This window comes from Algibacter sp. 2305UL17-15 (genome assembly GCF_040720935.1).
GTDB lineage: Bacteria > Bacteroidota > Bacteroidia > Flavobacteriales > Flavobacteriaceae > Jejuia.
Genome location: NZ_JBFDAE010000019.1, coordinates 16,974 through 39,090, shown reverse-complemented (window position 1 = coordinate 39,090; position 22,117 = coordinate 16,974). Strand labels below are relative to the sequence as shown.

General features: G+C 34.9%; 15 protein-coding genes. 8 read left to right on the top strand and 7 right to left on the bottom strand.

Features of this window, described 5'->3' with window-relative positions:
- Window positions 1-2 precede the first annotated feature (2 nt).
- The 4 genes from ABXQ82_RS16690 to ABXQ82_RS16675 all read left to right on the top strand — a co-directional run bounded on the left by ABXQ82_RS16690 (window position 3) and on the right by ABXQ82_RS16675 (window position 5,315).
- Window positions 3-260, top strand: a complete 258-nt coding sequence (locus ABXQ82_RS16690; RefSeq protein WP_367062430.1) for a DUF4212 domain-containing protein — start codon at window positions 3-5, stop codon at window positions 258-260.
- A 16-nt stretch (window positions 261-276) separates the two neighbouring features.
- The gene (locus ABXQ82_RS16685; RefSeq protein ID WP_367062520.1) at window positions 277-1,974 is read left to right on the top strand and encodes a sodium:solute symporter family protein; all 1,698 of its coding nucleotides are present in this window, start codon (window positions 277-279) and stop codon (window positions 1,972-1,974) included.
- A gap of 127 nt (window positions 1,975-2,101) precedes the next feature.
- On the top strand, window positions 2,102-4,009 hold the full coding sequence (gene acs, locus ABXQ82_RS16680; protein WP_367062427.1) for an acetate--CoA ligase: 1,908 nt from the start codon (window positions 2,102-2,104) through the stop codon (window positions 4,007-4,009).
- A gap of 115 nt (window positions 4,010-4,124) precedes the next feature.
- Complete coding sequence (locus ABXQ82_RS16675) at window positions 4,125-5,315, top strand: HYR domain-containing protein (RefSeq protein ID WP_367062424.1); 1,191 nt, start codon at window positions 4,125-4,127, stop codon at window positions 5,313-5,315.
- A gap of 75 nt (window positions 5,316-5,390) precedes the next feature.
- Here ABXQ82_RS16675 and ABXQ82_RS16670 read toward each other — a convergent pair whose 3' ends face one another.
- From ABXQ82_RS16670 to ABXQ82_RS16660, 3 genes are read right to left on the bottom strand one after another with little or no spacing between them, the layout of a single operon-like run.
- Window positions 5,391-6,056 carry a 3'-5' exonuclease gene (locus ABXQ82_RS16670; RefSeq protein ID WP_367062422.1) on the bottom strand — a complete coding sequence of 222 codons (666 nt, stop codon included), beginning with the start codon at window positions 6,054-6,056 and terminating at the stop codon, window positions 5,391-5,393.
- The gene (locus ABXQ82_RS16665) at window positions 6,057-7,976 is read right to left on the bottom strand and encodes a DUF294 nucleotidyltransferase-like domain-containing protein (protein WP_367062419.1); all 1,920 of its coding nucleotides are present in this window, start codon (window positions 7,974-7,976) and stop codon (window positions 6,057-6,059) included.
- A complete protein-coding gene (locus ABXQ82_RS16660) occupies window positions 7,976-8,590 on the bottom strand; it encodes a fumarylacetoacetate hydrolase family protein (protein ID WP_367062416.1) in 615 nt (204 codons plus the stop codon). Before ABXQ82_RS16660 ends, ABXQ82_RS16665 begins: the two co-directional genes overlap by 1 nt.
- A gap of 139 nt (window positions 8,591-8,729) precedes the next feature.
- On the opposite strand from ABXQ82_RS16660, the gene ABXQ82_RS16655 reads away from it, so the two are divergent.
- Window positions 8,730-9,737, top strand: a complete 1,008-nt coding sequence (locus ABXQ82_RS16655) for an NAD(P)-dependent alcohol dehydrogenase (RefSeq protein WP_367062413.1) — start codon at window positions 8,730-8,732, stop codon at window positions 9,735-9,737.
- Between the two features lie 249 nt (window positions 9,738-9,986).
- Window positions 9,987-11,753, top strand: coding sequence for an ABC transporter ATP-binding protein (locus ABXQ82_RS16650; protein WP_367062411.1), 1,767 nt, complete (start codon window positions 9,987-9,989; stop codon window positions 11,751-11,753).
- A gap of 300 nt (window positions 11,754-12,053) precedes the next feature.
- Here the strand turns inward: ABXQ82_RS16650 and ABXQ82_RS16645 are convergent, their stop codons facing one another.
- Complete coding sequence (locus tag ABXQ82_RS16645) at window positions 12,054-12,491, bottom strand: hypothetical protein (RefSeq protein ID WP_367062408.1); 438 nt, start codon at window positions 12,489-12,491, stop codon at window positions 12,054-12,056.
- A gap of 158 nt (window positions 12,492-12,649) precedes the next feature.
- Window positions 12,650-13,024 carry a hypothetical protein gene (locus ABXQ82_RS16640; protein WP_367062405.1) on the bottom strand — a complete coding sequence of 125 codons (375 nt, stop codon included), beginning with the start codon at window positions 13,022-13,024 and terminating at the stop codon, window positions 12,650-12,652.
- Between the two features lie 116 nt (window positions 13,025-13,140).
- On the opposite strand from ABXQ82_RS16640, the gene ABXQ82_RS16635 reads away from it, so the two are divergent.
- Window positions 13,141-17,010: a T9SS type A sorting domain-containing protein gene (locus tag ABXQ82_RS16635; RefSeq protein WP_367062402.1), complete on the top strand. Its 3,870-nt coding sequence runs from the start codon at window positions 13,141-13,143 to the stop codon at window positions 17,008-17,010.
- Window positions 17,011-17,182: 172 nt separating this feature from the next.
- Here ABXQ82_RS16635 and ABXQ82_RS16630 read toward each other — a convergent pair whose 3' ends face one another.
- Entirely contained in the window at window positions 17,183-18,388 is a 1,206-nt protein-coding gene (locus ABXQ82_RS16630; protein WP_367062399.1) for a multidrug effflux MFS transporter, read from the bottom strand.
- A gap of 330 nt (window positions 18,389-18,718) precedes the next feature.
- Between ABXQ82_RS16630 and ABXQ82_RS16625 the strand changes: the two genes are divergently transcribed.
- Window positions 18,719-20,236 carry a hypothetical protein gene (locus ABXQ82_RS16625; protein WP_367062396.1) on the top strand — a complete coding sequence of 506 codons (1,518 nt, stop codon included), beginning with the start codon at window positions 18,719-18,721 and terminating at the stop codon, window positions 20,234-20,236.
- Between the two features lie 330 nt (window positions 20,237-20,566).
- On the opposite strand, the gene ABXQ82_RS16620 is transcribed toward ABXQ82_RS16625, so the two are convergent.
- Window positions 20,567-22,117, bottom strand: coding sequence for an acyl-CoA carboxylase subunit beta (locus tag ABXQ82_RS16620; protein WP_367062393.1), 1,551 nt, complete (start codon window positions 22,115-22,117; stop codon window positions 20,567-20,569).

The window sequence follows — 22,117 nt, the reverse complement described above, 5'->3', positions numbered from 1 at the left end:
TTATGACAGATAAAGAAAAGGCAAAAGCCTATTGGAAAGAGAATATTAGGTATTTATTTATTCTACTATTTATATGGTTTATTGTGTCCTTTGGTGCAGGAATTATTTTTAAGGATGCGCTTAACGAATTTAAAATGGGAGGCTTCAAAGTAGGCTTCTGGTTTGCTCAACAGGGTGCCATGTACGTGTTTGTTGTTTTGATATTTGTGTATGTACGTTTAATGAATAAACTCGATAAAAAATATGGTTATGATGTATAGTTTAGTAATGGAGGGTATAGGTGTTCAAAACTGGACTTACATTTTAGTTGGAATAACATTCACACTTTATATAGGAATCGCCATATGGTCTAGAGCAGGTTCCACAAAAGAATTTTACGTTGCTGGAGGAGGCGTTTCGCCTTTAGCCAATGGAATGGCTACTGCTGCTGATTGGATGAGTGCCGCTTCGTTTATTTCTATGGCAGGTATCATTTCCTTTGCAGGGTATGATGGCGCGGTGTATTTATTGGGTTGGACAGGAGGTTATGTGCTTTTAGCATTATTATTAGCACCTTATCTTCGGAAGTTTGGGAAATTTACAGTACCCGATTTTATTGGAGACCGCTATTATTCTAACACAGCCCGTTCTGTCGGAGTGTTTTGTGCGCTTATTGTATCGTTTACTTATGTGGCTGGACAAATGCGTGGCGTAGGATTGGTGTTTTCCCGTTTTTTAGAGGTCGATATCAATACAGGCGTCATTATCGGGATGCTTATCGTGCTGTTTTATGCGGTACTTGGTGGCATGAAAGGCATCACTTATACTCAGGTTGCTCAATATTGTGTGTTGATTTTTGCGTTTATGGTACCGGCAATTTTTATTTCGATTCAAATAACGGGAAACCCGATTCCGCAATTAGGTTTTGGAGGCACCTTATCTGATGGTTCTGGAACTTATTTATTGGATAAGTTGGACGGATTAAGCACAGACCTTGGTTTTAATGAATATACCGAAGGTTCAAAATCCATGATTGATGTATTTGCCATAACCTTTGCATTAATGGTGGGTACAGCAGGATTGCCACATGTAATCGTTCGGTTTTTTACGGTAAAGCGTGTTAAGGATGCGCGTAAATCGGCTGGAATTGCGTTGTTATTAATTGTGATATTATATTCCACAGCACCTGCAGTATCTGTTTTTGCACGCACAAATTTAATTGAGACCGTTTCAAACCAACCCTATGCGGATGTACCTGTGTGGTTTAAAAAATGGGAAACTACAGGATTGATTAAGTTTGACGATAAAAATAACGATGGACTGATACAATATGTAGCAGATAAAACTAAAAACGAATTGGTAGTTGATAATGATATTATGGTTTTGGCAAATCCAGAGATCGCGCAATTACCGGATTGGGTAATTGCTTTAGTTGCAGCTGGTGCACTGGCAGCTGCGTTATCAACCGCAGCAGGTTTGTTGTTGGTTATTTCGTCATCTGTGTCTCACGATTTAATCAAGAAAATGATTAACCCAAAAATTTCTGAAAAAGGCGAATTGGTTGCTGCTCGTCTGTCTGCAGTAGTAGCCGTTTGTGTTGCGGGCTATTTTGGCATTAACCCACCCGGGTTTGTGGCGGCCACCGTTGCATTGGCTTTTGGTTTAGCCGCTGCTTCATTTTTTCCAGCAATTATTTTAGGTATTTTTTATAAAAAGATGAACAAAGAAGGTGCTATAGCAGGTATGGTTGTTGGGATTACCGCCATGTTATTTTATATGATGAAATACAGATTAGGATGGTTTGACGCGATACTTCCAGATAAAAACGAATGGTGGTTTGGTATTTCTCCAGAAGGATTTGGAACGGTAGCCATGATTTTGAATTTTATTGTTTCCATTGTCATTATGAAATTTACACCAGAACCTCCAATGGACGTGCAAGAGATTGTTGAAAACATTAGAATACCAAGTGGGGCGGGAGAGGCGACACATTAGAAAATAAACGTTTTTTTTTCTGTCGATGGATTTATGTTGTTCGCAGAAAAAAATTAACATATAATTTGCTATTTTAGAACACACATAATTTCACCTTATTGCATTTAAGAATTTAAAAGAAAGCCTAATGAGTAACTACCACATAAAACACCTAGAAGAGTATTATCAAGTCTATAGAAAATCGGTTAGAGAGCCTGAAAATTTTTGGGAGGAAGTAGCGGAAGAGCATTTTTTATGGCACAAAAAATGGGATACTGTTTTGAGTTGGGATTTTAATACACCTGAAGTAAAATGGTTTGAGGGTGCAAAACTTAATATTACGGTAAATTGTATTGATAGACATTTAACCACTAATGCCAATAAAACGGCGATTTTATTTGAACCCAATAACCCAAACGAAAAGGCTGAACATATTACTTACAGGCAATTGCACGAACGTGTATGTCAGTTTGCAAATGTGTTGAAAGATAAGGGCATTGGAAAAGGGGATAGGGTTTGTATTTATTTGCCCATGATTCCAGAACTGGCAATTGCTACTTTGGCCTGTGCTAGAATTGGAGCCATTCATTCGGTGGTATTTGCAGGATTTTCTTCAACAGCTTTATCAACGAGAATTAATGATAGTGATTGTAAAATGGTCATTACGAGTGACGGTTCTTATCGTGGCGCAAAAACAATCGATTTAAAAGGTATTGTAGATGATGCTTTAGAGGACTGCCCAGGTATAGAACATGTTTTGGTCGCAAAGCGAATAAACTCTGATATTATAATGAAACAAGGTCGTGATGTTTGGTTGCAGCCACTTTTAGATGCTGCTGACAAAAATTGCGAACCAGAAATTATGGATGCTGAAGATCCGCTGTTTATTTTATATACCTCAGGTTCAACAGGCAAGCCAAAAGGGATGGTACATACTACGGCTGGTTATATGGTATATACGGCCTATACGTTTAAAAATGTATTTCAATATAAAGAAAATGATGTGTATTGGTGTACTGCCGATATTGGTTGGATTACAGGACACAGCTATATTGTTTACGGGCCCTTAGCGAACGGCGCAACAACAGTTATGTTTGAAGGTGTGCCCAGTTATCCTGATTATGGTCGCTTTTGGGAAATTGTTGAAAAACATAAAATCAATCAGTTTTATACCGCACCAACAGCCATTAGAGCTTTGGCAAAACAGGGTATGGATTTTGTTGAGAAATACGATTTGTCTTCACTTAAAGTTTTAGGATCTGTAGGAGAGCCAATAAATGAGGAAGCTTGGCATTGGTACAATGATAATGTTGGGAAAAAGAAAAGCCCCATTGTTGATACATGGTGGCAAACCGAAACTGGCGGCATTATGATAACTCCAATTCCATTTGCAACGCCAACAAAACCAACGTATGCTACGTTACCATTCCCTGGAATTCAACCCGCGCTAATGGATGAAAACGGAGATGAATTGAAAGGCAATCAAGTTGAAGGGAGACTGTGTATAAAATTCCCTTGGCCTGCTATGGCGAGAACTATTTGGGGAAATCATCAGCGGTATAAAGAGACTTATTTTTCAGCATTCGAAAATAAATATTTTACGGGTGATGGTGCTTTGCGTGATGAGGTTGGCTATTACAGAATTACTGGTCGCGTAGATGATGTTATTATCGTTTCTGGACATAATTTAGGTACTGCGCCAATTGAAGATGCAGTTAATGAACATCCTGCGGTCGCCGAAAGTGCTATTGTTGGATTCCCACACGATGTTAAGGGCAATGCACTTTACGGCTATGTTATTTTAAAGGATGTTGGCGAAACCCGTGACCATAACAATCTGCGAAAAGAAATCAATCAAATTATAACCGAACATATAGGCCCTATTGCAAAACTGGATAAAATTCAATTTACCAAAGGCTTACCAAAAACCCGTTCCGGAAAGATTATGAGACGTATTTTACGTAAAATAGCGAGTAACGACACGAGTAATTTAGGCGATACGAGTACGTTGTTAAACCCTGAAGTGGTTCAGGATATTATGGATAATGTGTTATAGATTGAATTTTCGACAAAATCCACAACTTTAACCCATACTGGTTGTACTATAGAACATATGTGTCCCTTTTATAATCTTATAACTTATAGCTTTGTAAAAAAAGTTTAAAATTGTAATGATGAAAAAAAGACGCCTTTTTAAATCAATTTTTATTTTATTGGTATCAGCTAGTACATGTTTTACAAGCTGTAGTAAAGATGAGGCCAACGAAGAAGAAAAGAAAGACCCAGTTGATATTACTGACCCAACTATAACCTGTGAAGCAGATGTTACGGTAAATGTAGATGTGTTTTCTAGCGGAACAGTTGTAACATATAATACTCCTGTTGGCACCGATAATTTAGCTGGAGCAGTAACTACCCAAACCGAGGGTAAAGTGTCTGGTGCTTCATTTCCTACAGGTACTACTAAAAACACTTTTGAAGTAAAAGATGCTACTGGTAATACTGCTACTTGCAGTTTTAATGTTATTGTGGTTAAAAACGCACCTTCTGAAACAATGCCTTATTTAGTTGAAGTTGATATTACACCATCCGGAAAAGAATGGGCCAAGGTTACAGATCTTTCGGATGAATTTGATGGCGCCAGCCTTGATGCTACCAAATGGCAGAATACTGATGCTAATAGATGGATTGGAAGAGCTCCAGGAATTTTTAAAGCGAATACGGTTAGTGTTGCTGATGGGGATTTAAAATTGACGGCTTATCAATTAGCAGCTCCAGAAGTTGTTAATGGAAATACATTTACACACGCCGGATCTAATATTTATTCTAAAAAGATTGCTAAAGTTGGCTATTATACTGAATGTAGAATGAAGGCAAATAAAACATTCATGTCTTCTACATTCTGGTTGATTAACAATAGAAACGAAGGTTCTGGTTGTGACAGAAGAGTTACTGAGTTGGATATTCAAGAATGTGTAGGGCAAGTAACAGGTACATCAGATTTTGCTCAAAAATTTGATGAAAGTATCCACTCAAACACACATAGTAGGCAAGCAGATTGTCCTGAAACTCCAACAGGTTCTGCTGGGGATGATGCTCCGACTGATGTAAAAGTATGGGCGGATTATCATGTGTATGCTGCTTGGTGGAAAAGTGCAGACGAAATTATATTTTATCTAGATGGTAAAAGGGTATATTCTATAACTCCAAAAGGTGTTTTTGATTTACCAATGTATTTAAGAATGGTTGTTGAAACTTACAACTGGAACCCTGTACCTGCTGATGGTGGCATGACAGGTACCGAAGCAGAAAGAACTACCTACTATGATTGGGTAAGAACTTGGGAGTTAAAAGATAAATAATCTTTTCAGAAATAATAATTAAGAGAAACCTAGGATGAAACGTCATAGGTTTTTTTTGTATGTATAGAACTCATCTTAAGTTTTGAGCAAATAATCCCATTCCAAGTTTTGCTTTTTTGTTTTTAAGCGTGATAGGGTTTTTAAAAATACAATGGCGGTAATTAAAGCATCGCCATTTGCGGTATGTCTATCTACCACAGGCACATTAAGTTCCTTGGCCAATTCATCTAAAGAATAATTTTCCAGATTGTCTTGGTATATAATGTGTTTTGATTTTTTGTATAAAACAGCAGTATCGATAAACTCATTTTTAAGTTTTCCTAAACCATTGCGCAATAACATGCTGTTAATCATTCTGAAATCGAATCTTGCATGGTGTGCAATTAAAATATCATTTTTAATATAATCTAGAAACGCTTCAATAGCTTCTAATTCCGATATTTTCTTAAGACTTCCTCTTTTTAGAATACCATGGATTTTAACGGTTTCAGCTTTAAAAATTTCTTGGTTAATATACACTTCGAAATTATTGTTTACCGAGATTCTATTATTTTGAAGGCTAACTGCTCCTATGGAGAGTATTCTATCCTTGTCATTATCAAAACCAGTAGTTTCGGTATCGAACGCCACAAACCGACTTTCAGTAATAGAAGTGTTTTTTGAGTTTTTAAACAGATTGACGTAGGTGTTCCAAAATTCAGGAACATTCTTTTTATCTTTATTTAGCCATTTAAAAATCATCTATATAAGGCTATTGGATAAATGAAAACGTAATTTAAGCGATTCCTGTATTTCCAGAATAGGTTTGAAACAGCGTTTTAACTTGAGTTGTTCCTCTTTTGATAATGTACTCAACTCAATAAATTTCCCAGAGTTTTCATGAAGAATACCTTGTTTGGTCTTAAATTTCAATAATGATTTAAAAGCATAAGCACAGGAAAGGAATAATTCTTTATTGTTTTCTTCAACTTCGGCCAATTTTTCAAAACGCTCAGAAGTGTTGTTAATGTTCTTGATTTTTTTGCTCAAGGCAATTACTCTAGCAGCATCAATTAAAGGCATTAATGCTCTACTTTTAATATTGAAAAGGTCTTTTTGTTCACCATTTTGTTCTACAATAAATTGTTTAAAGAAACCTAATGGTGGTGGACTTTTCATGGCGTCTTTTGCAAGAATGCTGTAAAATCTACTGGAGTCCCCAAGTATCTCGTAAATCCCTTTTGTTAAATCATCTACTAAAGATTCATTGCCAAAAACATGGCTATAATCAAAAAAGATAGAGGATAATAAAATTGCTTTTTCATCAGGGTTTACAATCCAATCACTGAATTGTGTTTTCCATTCCGAAATAGATTTACACCATTCAGGATTGCTCGCCATCATATCTGCTTGACAGTATTCAAAACCGATGACGTTTAGTGTTTTTGTGACATGTTTTGAAAGTTCTATAAAATAATTTTTAACTGAACCGTAATCTTCTTCAGGAACGTCTCCAAAAATAAGTGCATTGTCCTGATCAGTAAATAGTAATTGTTCTTTACGTCCTTGACTTCCAATGGCGATCCATGAAAATTTCACAGGAGGAGGCGCATCCATTTTTTTGATAGAAAGTTCAATGGCGCGTACGGTTACCGCATCATTAATGGTAGATATAATTTTGATAATATGGGTTAAAGGAATGTTCTGTTCTAGATAACTTTTTAAAAGCGTGTTTGCCTTTAGTCTGGCACTTCTTAAATAACGTGTGCGTTTTGCGCGTCTTATATCTTTTAAAATAACTGAAGGATTGTTGCCTAGGGACACTAAAATATCATGGTGGGTTAAAATTCCCGTTAATATAGAATTTGGTGTCCCATCTTCTGTAATACAAATATGGCTCACGCTATGTTGTATCATTTTTAACTGCGCATTGGTAACAGTTATATCACTTCTTTCGGTAACAACGGGAGCAGACATGATATTGGTTACAGGAGTACTTATTGGAAATACCCCTGTCGCAATTTTATTTTTTATATCGGTGTTGGTAATAATTCCAACAGGGTGCTTGTCTTCATTTACAACAATGATGCAACTAATTTTATGTTTGCACATTTTTTTAGCAGCCTTTTTTAAAGACTGATCTGCTTTACAGGTAATTGGGGTTTTTGTAAAATCGGCTGTTTGTAAATTACCTATATCATTTGGTCTGGTTGGGAGGTAGTCAACAAATATTTTTTTACTTTCTTCTGCTGTATAAGGGTCATAGGTGTTACTCGCAAAAGATGTGATGAGGTACTTGTATATTTTTACATGATTATGAGTTACAGACTGAAATATCTCACTTGGTATGGCATAAACTATCGACTCTTCGTTGGCAGTAGCGGTAAGTTTATAGTTCTCTTTTGTAATAAGTGCTCTTAAGCCGAATAAATCGCCTTTATCATTAATACCTACTACATTTTTATCCGTTTCGTTCGTATGGTATAAATAAACAGCACCATCTCTAACGATATAAAAATGATTGTGATAGGCATCGCCTTTTTCAAAAATAGCATCACCTTTTTCAAGATAAATGATTTGAACTTGAACCGCTATTTTATGCAAACTCTTTTCGTTGAGCATATTGAACGGCGGATAGCCACTTAAAAAATAGACAACACGATCTGCGATAGAGTTTTTCATTAAATAAGTTTAAAATCCAATAGTAGCTCTCCTTCAATAGAAGCCTGTAAATGGTCGCCTTTAAAGTTTTGTCCTGCACCGCTTGCTGGTGTTCCTGTGAAAATTAAATCCCCAGGTTCTAAGGTCATGTATTTAGAAGCATAAGAAATAATCTCAACAAAGTTATAAATCATATCACTGGTGTTTCCAGATTGCTTTTCCTCGCCATTAATAACTAAACTAAAATTGATGTTATTTAAATCTGGAAAATTCGAAATAGATGTAAAACCATTTACAGGAGAAGCGCCATCAAATCCTTTAGCCAATGCCCACGGGCCCTTATTTGCTCTGCTCGCAGTTAAAACATCTTTGGCTGTATAATCAATACCGATTCCAATGTCGCTAATGTACGATGCTGCATCACTTTCGGAAATATCTTTACCGGTTTTTCCAATTTTTGCAACCAATTCCGCTTCATAAACCAATTCGTTTGTAATTTTCGGAAAAGGAATGTCTTTATTATCAGTCACCAAAGTGCTTTCTGCCTTTATAAAAATAAGTTGTTCGCCAGATTTAAGTGCTGCGATTTCAGATTTGTCGTTTACGTAGTTTTTGCCAATACCAATAATTTTCATGTGTCGTTTTAGATTATATAGTTAATTGTAAAAGTAATCATTAACTCATAATAATTTTACAATAAAGTTAAATTATGGATAGAAAAATGATTAACTTTATGTAGTATTTATCATTAATAATTTCAAAGAAGAGTTAGTCATGAAAAAAGTCAATGCATATGCTGCTCACGAAGCAGGAGAAAAACTAAAAGAGTTTCAATATGATTTACCAGAAATTGGTAATGAAGAAGTAGATGTTAAAGTGGACTATTGTGGTATTTGTCATTCAGATTTAAGTATGATAAACAATGATTGGGGTATGAGTCAATTTCCACTTGTTCCTGGACATGAAATTGTTGGTGAAGTTACCGCTTTAGGAAGTGAAGTAAAAGGGTTGAAAATTGGCGATAAAGTTGGTGTAGGATGGTATTCTGGTTCATGTATGCATTGTAATCAATGTTTAGACGGACAGCAACATTTATGTGGTACTGCCGAAGCTACTATTGTTGGTCGTCATGGAGGTTTTGCTGATACCGTCAGAAGTCACTGGTCTTGGACCATTCCATTACCCAAAAATATTGATATGAAAAAAGCAGGGCCATTATTATGTGGTGGTATTACTGTATTCAATCCTATTATTTTAGCAGGTGTTAAGGCGACAGACCGTGTAGGGGTAATTGGTATTGGAGGACTAGGGCATATGGCTATTAAATTTTTAAAAGCATGGGGCTGCGAGGTAACGGCATTTAGTTCTAATCCTAATAAAAAAGAAAATATTCTAGCAATGGGCGCTCATAGCGTTGTAGATTCTACAAATCCGGATGCCTTAGGGGATATTGCAGGTTCTTTAAATTTCATATTAAACACAACTAATGTGACTCTGGATTGGAATTCTTTTTTGGTTACTTTAGCGCCTCAAGGGCGTTTTCATAATGTTGGAGCGGTTTTAGAACCTATGGCAATTCCTGCATTTACATTGTTGATGGGAGAAAAATCAGTTGGGGGAAGCCCACTGGGAAGTATCGCTTTGACAAAAACCATGTTAGATTTCTGTGTAAGACATGATATTTACCCAACGGTAGAGGAGTTTGATTTGAAAGATGTCAATAAAGCACTTGAACATTTGGAAGCTGGAAAAGCACGTTTTAGATTAGTACTTAAAGCATAATTTAATTAATAAGCACAAAAATAATCATGGCGAAATCTAAAGATGCAAAAAAAAACGTAAAAAAAGAGGCGGTATTAACGCCTAAAGAAAAAAAGGCAGCTAAACTTGCTAAGAAAGCAAAAAGGATATAATATTTTTACACTTTAATAAGTTTTAAGACCACTCAAAATGAGTGGTCTTTTAATTTTTATGTTTTACTCTTTATCCTACTAAGAATCAATATTTTTACAGACTTACTATTTGATAAATATGCAACACCTTAAAGAATCTTCAAAAAGCAAAACAAAGCCAAAAGTAACCATGGCACAAGCCTTTAAAACCATTATTTGGCCCAGGCGAAAGTTGGTGTTTATTGGTTTAATTTTAATTGTCATCCGCAGTTTGTCTGGTTTGGTTCTTCCATGGCAGAGTAAAGTGTTGCTGGATGATGTGGTGCCTAACAAGGACTATTTGCAACTTTATACATTAATTGGAGTAGTAATAGCAGCAATAACTATACAAGCAGTGACGTCGTTTTTGTTAACCAGAATATTAAGTGTTCAAGCGCAATATTTAATTAGCGAATTGCGTGCGCAAGTTCAGAAGAAAGTGCTCTCGCTACCCATTGGTTTTTTCGATAACACAAAATCTGGAGCCCTTGTTTCAAGAATTATGACCGATGTTGAAGGCGTTAGAAACCTCATAGGAACAGGATTGGTGCAATTAGTTGGTGGATCGTTTACAGCTATTATATCTTTAATAATTTTAATAAAACTGAATCCGTGGATGACGCTTTTTGTATTTGTGCCACTTTCTATATTTGGGTTTATCGCACTAAAAGCCTTTAAATACATCCGACCAATTTTTAGAAAACGCGGCAAAATTAATGCTCAGGTAACAGGTAGATTAACTGAAACTTTGGCTGGTGTTCGTGTCATAAAAGCGTTTAATGCCGAAGCACAAGAAAATGCGGTATTTGAAAAAGGTGTGAATAAACTCTATCAGAATGTCAAAAAGAGCTTAACGGCTACGGCATTAATGACGAGTTCATCAACTTTTCTAATAGGTGTCGCCACAACAGGCATTATGGGCATTGGTGGCTATTATATGATTTTAGGCGAAATGACCACAGGGGAGTTTTTATTCTTCACATTAATACTCGGTTTTATGATTGCGCCCATTGTGCAAATGAGTAATATAGGAAGCCAATTAACAGAAGCTTTAGCAGGTTTGGATAGAACTGAAGAGCTAATGAATATGACTGCCGAAGAAGATGACCAAGAACGAAACATTCAGCTTAAAACATTTAAAGGCGATATAGAATTTAATGATGTATCGTTTTCATATGAAGCAGATAAAGAAGTGCTCCATAATATTAGTTTTAAAGCGCCAGCAGGTTCTGTAACGGCTTTGGTGGGGAGTTCGGGTTCTGGAAAATCTACTATTGCTGGATTATCAGCTACGTTTTTAAACCCTAAATCTGGAAAGGTTACTATTGATAGTCAAGATTTATCAAAAGTAAAATTGAATAGTTATCGCAAATATTTGGGTGTGGTGTTGCAAGATGAATTTCTATTCGAAGGCACCATCAGGGAAAACATCATGTTCCCAAGACCAAACGCTACGGAGGCCGAATTACAAAATGCCGTTAAAGCAGCTTACGTTAATGAATTTACGGATCGTTTTGATGATGGTTTGGAAACCTTAATAGGTGAAAGAGGGGTAAAGCTTTCAGGCGGACAACGTCAACGTTTGGCGATTGCTCGTGCTATTTTAGCAAATCCAAAAATCATTATTTTAGATGAAGCCACATCAAATCTAGATACCGAAAGCGAGGCTTTAATCCAGAAAAGTTTAAATGAATTGGTAAAAGATAGAACGACTATTGTAATTGCACACAGATTAAGCACGATTAGAAAAGCAGACCAAATTTTAGTGATTGAAGCTGGTAGGATTGTGGAACGTGGCACACATGATGAATTGATTGCTTTAGAAGGTAGATATTATGATTTATATACCTATCAGGCAAAAATTTAATAGTTATGAAGGTTTTCAGATTTAAGTGCATTAGAGTATAAGTCGTATTATGCAGGTTACATCAATAAAGTTTCGAATGAAACGACTTTGGCTGAAGGTTTTAAAGAAGGGGGACAGCACGTTTTAAGAACCTTAATTTTAGGTAAAACATAAATCTCTAAAAATTAAAAGCCCTTAGAATCAGGTGTTTATCAATTTTGAGAGCGTTCCTGCCTGCCTGCCAGGTTTTTAGAGTGTTGTATAGCGGTTGCCGTTGTTGTGTTTAGTTGTTTTATTCAGTTATTCAATTCAGGGTTCAATTCAATATTCATCCGAACTCAATATTATGTCAGTTACGAAATTTTTGTCTTTATCATAAAATCTGTAAACTAATTTCGCATTATGTTTTTTGAAAAATTCTGCTTGATTTTGGTTTTGCAGATTCTTTTTGAATTCTGGTTTAAATATGTTTTGAAAAGCTTGTGTGTCGATGTCAGATTTACTGTCATTTAATAAGGTGTAATTTTGTCTTAAAACATTCTTTTCAGGTGAAGTAACGCTGTCAAGTCTTGTATTTGAGTCAAAAGTAAAAGGACAATCTTTGTTCATAATTTCAGCTCTTTCCGAAATGGTATTGCCATTGCTCAAAGTCAAATCCTTTTTAGAATTAAATAGTTTGGGACCTAAATTCGCTGCAATTACTACAATTGCTACAGTTATTACTGTTCCAATTAGACTCTTTTTTTTCTTTTGTTCCATTTTAATTTATATTGATTTAGGTTTTTCCGCAATTAAACACAACGGTTCTCTGATAAAAATCGTTTCAATACTGAAACAAGTTCAGCACAGGTTGTTTTATATCCAACGTTAAACAAATCTAGCAAATTTTTCTGACGAAGTCAAAATACACAAAACAATTAAACCCTTGCCAATTTCGCATCCCGTTTTAAAACCATAAAAACAAGCAAAGACAGCACTCCAAAAATAGAAAACCCGATAAATAATGGCAAAACAGAATCTGATACAAAACTCCCAATATAGTTCGTAATAGGCACAGCCATTACCGTACTAATAGACCCATTAATTGCTGCGCCAATACCAGCAATATGTCCCAAAGGCTGCATGGCAATGGCTCTTAAATTTCCGAAGAGAAAACCAACAGCAAAAAACTGCAACCCAAAAAACAGTAAAAGAATATAGACGCTTGGGTTATTTCCAGAACTGAATAAAATTACATATAATACAGAAATAACTGTGTAAGCTATAGCTGCCAAATATGCAATACGATGCATACCATATTTAACTACAAGTCTGCTATTTAAATACGAACATTAAATCATAAAGGGTTACGAAAATTCAAAAAGATGCGATAGTTTTTTAATACATTTGTGAACTAATAAAAACTGATATGAAAAAAAGCCTATTATTATTTATTACTTTGAGTCTCTTAGGCTTTATAGGAAGTGCTCAATGTCCTAAGCCATATCAAATATTTACAAATGGTAAAACAACCAATTCTATAACATTAACTTGGAATTCAGGAAACAATTCATTGACTGGTAATTTTGAAATAGAATACGGCTATAGAAACTTCAGCCGTGGAACTGGAACTAAAATTTCTAGTTCATTTACAGGTATTCAAATCAACAACCTGAACTCTAATACACCATATGATTTCTACATCACTAATAAATGTGGAAACACACCTACCACATCTGATGTTTATCAAAATTATACTAATGCAGATTACTGCAACGGAGACCAATTTCTAGACCCTGGTTTCGAAAAAAACTATATTGGAAATCACTACGTATCTTACAATATAAAACCAAACTCTTCAGATAAAAGAGTAAGTTTAGATTTTGAATTATTCCAATTATCAAGTGATGCCACGTTAAAAATCTGGCAAGGTAATTTCGCTATCGGAGATCCTATTGCAGTTTTCGATAAAAACAATCTCCCTACTGAACCAGTCGTTTCCAAATCATCAAATGGTGAACTATATATTATATTTGACTCAAACAATTCACAAAATAACGCCCCAGGTTGGATTGGGAACGTTAGCTGTATTGACGAACCAAAATGCAATGCGCCTAGATTTATTTCTCCTATAAATATCACCTATAATTCAATCACTCTAAAGTGGACAAAAAGCACAACTAATCGTACATATATAGAATATGGTCTTAAAGATTTTGAAATAGGAACTGGTATAAAAGTTGAAACTTATACAAATACAATAACAATAGCATCCTTAAGTGAGTTGACAGAATATGATTTTTACTTAACTGAAGAGTGCGACGACTCAAGTTTAAGTGACACCAATAAAAGCGCTACTATTTCTACAAAACCTTTTTGTGAATCAACTATTTCTTTTAGAAGACTTGATCCTTATCAATTAAACCAAATAGAATTAACGGGAGTAAATATTGACCCTGATCTGAATGAAGAGTGGCAGCTTGAATATGGATTAAAAGGCTTTACATTAGGTGAGGGAACTACTAAAAATTACACTTCAGAAGATATTATCATTGGAAACTTAGAGAGCAATACCGAATATGATTTTTATTTAAGGAATAAATGCGGCGTACGCTTTAGTACCCCAATTGGGCCATACTCAGAAAAAACAAATATCGATTATTGCAATGAAGGTAAAATATATGACAGAGGTGGTAAGGACAGAGTTTATACGGACTATCAATATACAAGGGATTTATATATACACCTAAGAGACAACAAAAGAGCGCGAATAAAGGTTAGCTATATCAGGCTTGAAAGTTATGAGGAAATTAAAATTTACGACGGCCCTGATTCAAATAGCCCTTTGCTCAAACATTTACGACGCAATTCACCAAGTAGTGAGTTTGTTTCCTCCGGGAATAGTAATGTCATTTTCTTTGATGTGATTAATAATAGATATAATCACTCTGATATAAAATGGGACATAGATATTACATGTGAACCAACTCCTAATTGTGAAGAAGCCACAGATTTTCAAGTTAACCACTTTAAATTGACCCATAACCAATGTGAATTGAATTGGACTAAAACGCCCGATTCAAATGATAGTTACAGTATAGAGTACGGTTTGGAAGGATTTGAAAGAGGAACAGGTACCGTTGTGCAAACAAATGAAGATTTTATCACGTTGATGAACCTAAATAAGTCAACATCATATCAAGCTTATATTACTACCGTTTGTGCACAGGGTGGTCAAGACAATGTTTATGTTGAGCCTCTCACTTTTAAAACTACCCCTAATTATTTTGGAGGCGATAAGTTTACTGATGACGGCGGAATAGACAATGATATTCCTGAAAACCAAACCAAAATTACTACAATATACCCCAAAGCTGAAGGAGAAAGAATTCGTATCACTTTTGATTTTATTGATTTAATGACATATTACGACTATGTAAGTTCTTTAAAAATATATAGTGGTACTGACACTAGCTCTGAAGCAATTGTACAAGTAAGAAACACAAGTGATTTTGACAGCAAAGGCGCCTCATTCTTTTCTGAAGACCCAAATGGAGCTATAACAATTGAATTTATTACTGATGATTGGTATTCTAAATATTATTCAACAGGTTGGGAAGCTGATGTAATCAGTGAGCGAATTCCTGATTGTAGCGAACCTTTCGATATTTCAACAACCAGGCTTACCCACCAAGAAATAAATTTAGCTTGGGAATCTGAAACTGATGTGTCCGAATGGAAAATTGAATATGGGCTTGCTGGGTTTGCAAGAGGTAACGGCGTAATAAAAAACACCCTAGACAAAAATATCAGTATCACAGGCTTGTCTCCTGATACAGAATACGATTTTTATATCTCCTCAAAATGCGATAACGGCAACTACAATGGTTATGCTCCTGTCTATAAAGACAGAACAAGAAAAGACTTTTCAAACGGTGCCTTATTGACTTCTAATGATGACATAGAGATACTATACCCCGACAATACTGGAGAAAGAATTAGAATTGAATTTAGTTATTTTAATATTGAACCATATTTAAATCAGAGTACTGTAAGAAGTGATGTAGTCATTAATTTCTTAAACGAGCAACAAGGATATAACTATTATAGCTGTTATGCCTTTAAGCACGATTCTAATTTATATCCCGTAGTCTCTGAAAAAGAAGATGGATCTTTATCCTATTTTCAAAATCTAGATGGTGCTTCGTATTGGGAAGCAAGAGTATATAGCGAGCCTAAACCTACCTGCCAGACAACCAATGAAAAAGATTTTTTATTTCAACGATTAAGCCATAGCGAAGTGGAGCTGGTTTGGACAAAAAATGACGACAACCTTCTTTATAAAGTTGAATATGGCCCTGTTGGCTTTTCTTTGGGAACAGGTCTTACAAAAGAATTTGATAGTAACAGACAATTTTTAGAGAAAGACCTACGCAGACCCTATTATACTTATAAAACTGAGAAAAACAGATTTGATGAAAATTTGATTTATTATTCCATTATTCTCGATAATTTAGAAGAAAACACGGAATACGAATTCTATATTACATCTGTATGTCCTGATGGGTTTACCAATATCTACCCAGTACCAAAACTGGTTAAAACAGCTCCAAATATCCTTAATGAAGGAATATATCATGCGAATTCCTCTGGACAAATGAAAAAAAGAAAAAGTTGGACTATTTTGGGGCAACTTGAAAACACAACCATTTGTCCAAATTCCGACACCGAAAGAATAGTGGCAACAGTAAAGAGGTTGGATATCCCGCAATATACAGGAGGAGATCCCTTTACTGTTATTGATGGTAATAATACCAGAGCATCTAATAACATACTTTTTTCTACTTTTTCGGAAATACCATTTATTAGGCCTGAGACTGTTGTAAAGGCCGATAATGATAGTGGCTGTTTAACGTTTAACTTCTCACATGCCAATAGCACCTCTTTTGCTTATCTCCCGGAAAAATTAGAAGATTGGAATTCTACGAGTACCTGGCGAGGCTGGATTGTTGAGATTACTTCTGAGCCAAAAACAAACTTGAGTGTAGAAAATATAGATAATACCACGAATATCAAGCTATATCCTAACCCTTCTAAGGACTACTTCTTTATAAAAAGTAATTTAGATTTAAAAATTAAAGAAATTAATATCAATGATATTACAGGTAGAAGTGTGAAAAAATATTCCAATACTAATTTGAATCAGAAACTATATTTCGATTTACCTTCTGGCTCCTATTTCGTAATCATAAAAACCGAAAACAACAATATAGGTATAGAAAAAATTATTGTGCATTAATTTTTCTTTTTTTTATAGAACTGAGTGAGCCATGTGCACTAATGTTTTTACGGATATGAAATCGTTTCAATACTGAAACAAGTTCAGCACAGGTTGATTTATATGCGACGTTAAACGACTTAGGTTTACTTTTTTTTCTGTCAAAGTCAAGACTTAACGGCACAAAAAAAAATTAAACCCTTACTATTTTTACATCCCGTTTTAAAACTATAAACACAAGCAACGACAGCACTCCAAAAATAGAAAACCCGATAAATAATGGCAAAACAGAATCTGATACAAAACTCCCAATATAGTTCGCAATCGGTACAGCCATTACAGTACTAATAGACCCATTAATTGCTGCGCCAATACCAGCAATATGTCCCAAAGGCTGCATGGCAATTGCTCTTAAATTTCCGAAGAGAAAACCAACGGCAAAAAACTGCAAGGCAAAAAATAGTAAAAGAATATAGACGCTTGGGTTATTTCCAGAACTGAATAAAATTACATATAATACAGAAATAACTGTGTAAGCTATAGCTGCCAAATATGCAATACGATGCATACCATATTTAACTACAAGTCTGCTATTTAAAAAGGTAGCCAAACCAACAGAAATTGCTAAACTCGCAAAAATATACGGGAATAGTTCCGCTAAATTATATTGTTCTTGAAAAATCTGTTGTGAGGTACTTAAATATACCATAAATGAGCCTGTAATAAAACCAGAAACAAATGTAAAAGCAACGGCTTCTTTATATTTAAAAAACTCTTTTGTACCGTCAATGAACAGGTGTGATGAAAATTTAATACGTTTTTCAACAGGAAGGGTTTCTTTTTGTCGTTTCCAAAACCAAATCATTATAAATATCCCAATTATTAAATTGAAATAAAATATTGATTGCCAATCAAATATATCAATTAAAACTTGTCCAAGAGTGGGAGCAACTACAGGTACTAAAATAAAAAACATCACAACTATAGACACAACTTTTGCCATGTAATTACCACTATACGAATCCCTTATCATTGACAAAGCGATACTTCGAGGCGACGATAAACCCACGCCTTGTAGCACACGACCAACTATCATGACCTCAAAACTTTTAGTATTTACACAAACAATGCTGGCAATTATAAAAAGTGCGAATCCGAAATAAACTATGGGTTTTCTTCCAAAACTATCAGATAGAGGGCCAAAAATAAGTTGACCGAAGCCCAATCCTAAAAATATCATGGTAATCAACTTTTGATTGTCGTGTGTGTTGATAACCCCTAAATGGTTTCCTATTTCGGGAAGGGCAGGAAGCAAGGCATCAATAGATAAAGCCACGATAGACATTAACGATGCCATAAGGGCCACAAATTCTAATTTGAATGTGTTTTGATTACTCATGGGGTAAAAGTAGCCCAATTTTTCAAAGCAGAAATTTAATTGTCATTTAATAATATAATTTGGTTATTATTAATCTGGATACTATTTGTCATTGTAGAAATTCATAATTTGCTTAATGTCCAAATTATATCTTAGTGCAAGCTAATTTCTTATCAAGTTTTAATTTTTGAAAGATTAATTTTAAGTATTCTGGACATAATTACCTACTTTTGTTTCAAATTAAAACCATAAGAGCCCTATAGATTGGTAAAGCATAAGTGTTTTTTTTCTTTGACAACAGTCAGTATATTCCTGATTTTTTTTACCCATTCCTTTAATTGTTTGGGGCAGATGGATGCTGATTATTATCGCCTTCTCGATTCTGCCGATGCTTATATTGATACTGATTCTGATAAGACATTACTTTTTTTAGACAGTATTCCTAAACCTATAGAGGATCATATAAAGGGGCGGTTAGGCGAATACTATTCTGCCAAAGCACTAATACATGATGATTACAAAGAGTATTCACAGTTCCATCAATCTACTATTTTGGCGTTAAAATATGCCGAAAAAGAAAAAGAGTTTTGTATCGCTGGACAATCCTGTTTAGATTTATTTTCTAATATATATTATATCAAGAAAGACTCATCTGCTTTTAAATATTTAGACAAAGCCAAACTTTATTTTAATAAATGTACCGATGATCCCCATGGTCTAGTTCAAGTTGAGCAAACCTTTGCATATGCCAAATATTTGAAAGGAGATCTTGAGGAGTGCAACAATTTATTATTGCCAAGATTAAGTGCATTTAAGGACATTAAGGACGATGCCTATTATTACATGTTTGCCAACTATATGATTGCTACCAATTACACAGGTCTTGATAGTTTGGAAAATGCACATAAGCATTATCGTAAATTTAAGACCTTACATAATAATACTACCATTGCAAAGCATAATTATTTGTCGTTTAAAGCAGGAATAGATATGTGTTTTGCTGATGTTTTTTTTGAAAAAAAGCAAATGGACTCTACCCTTTATTATTTAAATGAATCGTCCAAATTAACACGATACATGGGGGAAGATGTATTAAGGGATTATTACAGTTTGTTTGCAGATCTACATAAGTATGGTGGAAATATTGCGTCATCAAAAGCTTATATAGATTCTCTAATACGGTTTGAAAACAAAATGTATGAGAGTACAATTGATGCTAGTTTTCAAATAAATGAGTCACTTTTAAAGGCTGAAACAGATTTGCTAATAGAGAATGAAGAAAAGGTTTTTAACAGGTATATCTGGATTGTTTTAATTGGCGTTTTATTGTTGTTAAGTGTTTTGTATTTTATTTTTTACAGAAAACAAAAAGTGAAAATTGATGAGATTAGTGGGAATACAGATGATTTAACGTATTTAAAATCCAATAATAAACAGTTGGCTGTAAAGGTTCATGGCTTGGAAGAATATATCAATAACCTAAAAAAGGAAGTAAAAAAAATATCTAACGTTGAGGGCCTAAGTAATCAAAGGGAAAAGATTAAAGAGCTTTATAAAAATCTACATATTAATTCTTCAACACTTTTGGAAAAAGGTGAGAATCATTTGGAACTAGTAAATGATTTAAATGTTGGTTTTTTTAAAGAAATCAATGAATTATATCCTCAACTGAACAAGTCGGAAGTTATCATCTGCTATTATTTATTGATAGGTTTTAGTAACAAGGAAATCACATTATTTTTAAATACTACCTTGAGGTCTGTGGAAAGCAGAAGGTACCGGATTTCAAAGAAAATAGGTTTCGATAAAAAAGAAACTACGCTTGTGAAACATTTACAAGAAACCTTTAAGGACACATTAAGCAGATAACCTTCTTGTAAAAAAATACTTTAGTTTAAAAAAGAAACTTTATTTCCGTTTGCGTAATGAATGCGTAGTGCTTTATAGCTGAAAATACCCACTAGTTTATGATATTTGTGTATTGCTATTATCAATAGGTTAATTTACAAATATCAGAATATTGTTTCGTTAGGGTTGAATTAAAACGTATGATTAATATACCTAAGGTTGGTTGGATATTAATTTGTTTTATTCGTAGAGATGATATTTTGTTGGGATTAATTTATGGCCATTTAACTTTAAAAGTGATTTGGTTGCAATATAAAAGGGAGTTCATGCTTATGGACTCCTTTTTTGTATTTAAAGAGGAATATTGCCGTGTTTCCGTTTTGGTATGTCAACCTGTTTGTTTTCCAAACTAGCGAATGCCTTAATCAATTTTCTTCGGGTGTGCTTCGGAAGAATAATTTCATCTATAAAACCACGTTTTGCTGCTCTATAGGGATTGGCAAATTTCTCAGCATATTCAGCTTCTTTTTCGGCTAGTTTCCCAGCAGAATCTTCAGCATCTGCAATTTCTCTTTTAAATATAATTTCACTTGCACCTTTTGCGCCCATAACTGCAATTTCTGCTCCTGGCCATGCAAAATTATAGTCTGCTCCGATATGTTTCGAGTTCATAACATCATACGCACCGCCGTAGGCTTTTCTGGTAATAACTGTTATTCTTGGTACGATGGCTTCACTAAATGCATACAATAATTTTGCACCATGTACAATGATACCGTTCCATTCCTGGTCTGTGCCAGGTAAAAAACCTGGAACATCAACTAAAACCAAAAGCGGAATATTAAAACAATCGCAAAATCGAATAAAACGTGCTGCTTTTCTTGAACTGTTAACTCCTAAAACCCCTGCAAAAGCCATTGGTTGATTGGCAACTATACCAACACTTTTACCACCTAACCTCGCAAAACCTACAACTATACTTCCGGCATACTCTTTATGGATTTCATAAAACGAGTCAACATCAATAATACCTGATATGACCTGATGCATATCATATGGTTTATTAGGATTATCTGGGACAATATCAGATAATACATCCTTTACTTCATCTTTTATTTTGAAATCATATGGTTTCGGGGTTTCAGTATTATTTTGGGGTAAATAACTTAAAAGGGTTTTGACATCCTCTAAACATGCCACATCATTAGTTGACGTTTTATGCGCCACCCCAGATTTTGAAGCATGGGTATTTGCACCGCCTAATTCTTCACTTGTTACTTCTTCGTTTGTGACCGTTTTTACCACATTTGGTCCTGTCACGAACATATAACTTGTGTTTTCTACCATTAATGTAAAGTCCGTCATGGCAGGAGAATAGACAGCACCACCAGCACACGGGCCCATAATTGCCGAAATTTGAGGAATGACCCCTGAAGCTTGAACGTTTCTATAAAATATATCGGCATAGCCGCCAAGTGAGCGCACACCTTCTTGAATACGCGCACCTCCAGAATCATTAAGTCCGATAATGGGTGCGCCAACTTTTACCGCCATATCCATAATTTTACAGATTTTTTCGGCATGTGTTTCAGATAACGAACCACCAAAAACTGTAAAATCTTGAGCATAGACATAAATTAATCTGCCATCAATGGTGCCATAACCAGTAACAACACCGTCGCCGTAATATATTTGATTTTCCATCCCAAAATCGGTAGTTCTGTGTGTTACCAACGCCCCAATTTCTTCAAATGAACCTTCATCCATTAAATACTCAATACGCTCTCTTGCCGTTAATTTTTTGTTGGCGTGTTGTTTGTCAACGCGTTTTTGTCCGCCACCTAATTTGGCAAGTGCTAAACGTTCGTTTAATAGGTCTATTTTATCTTGTTTTGAATTCAT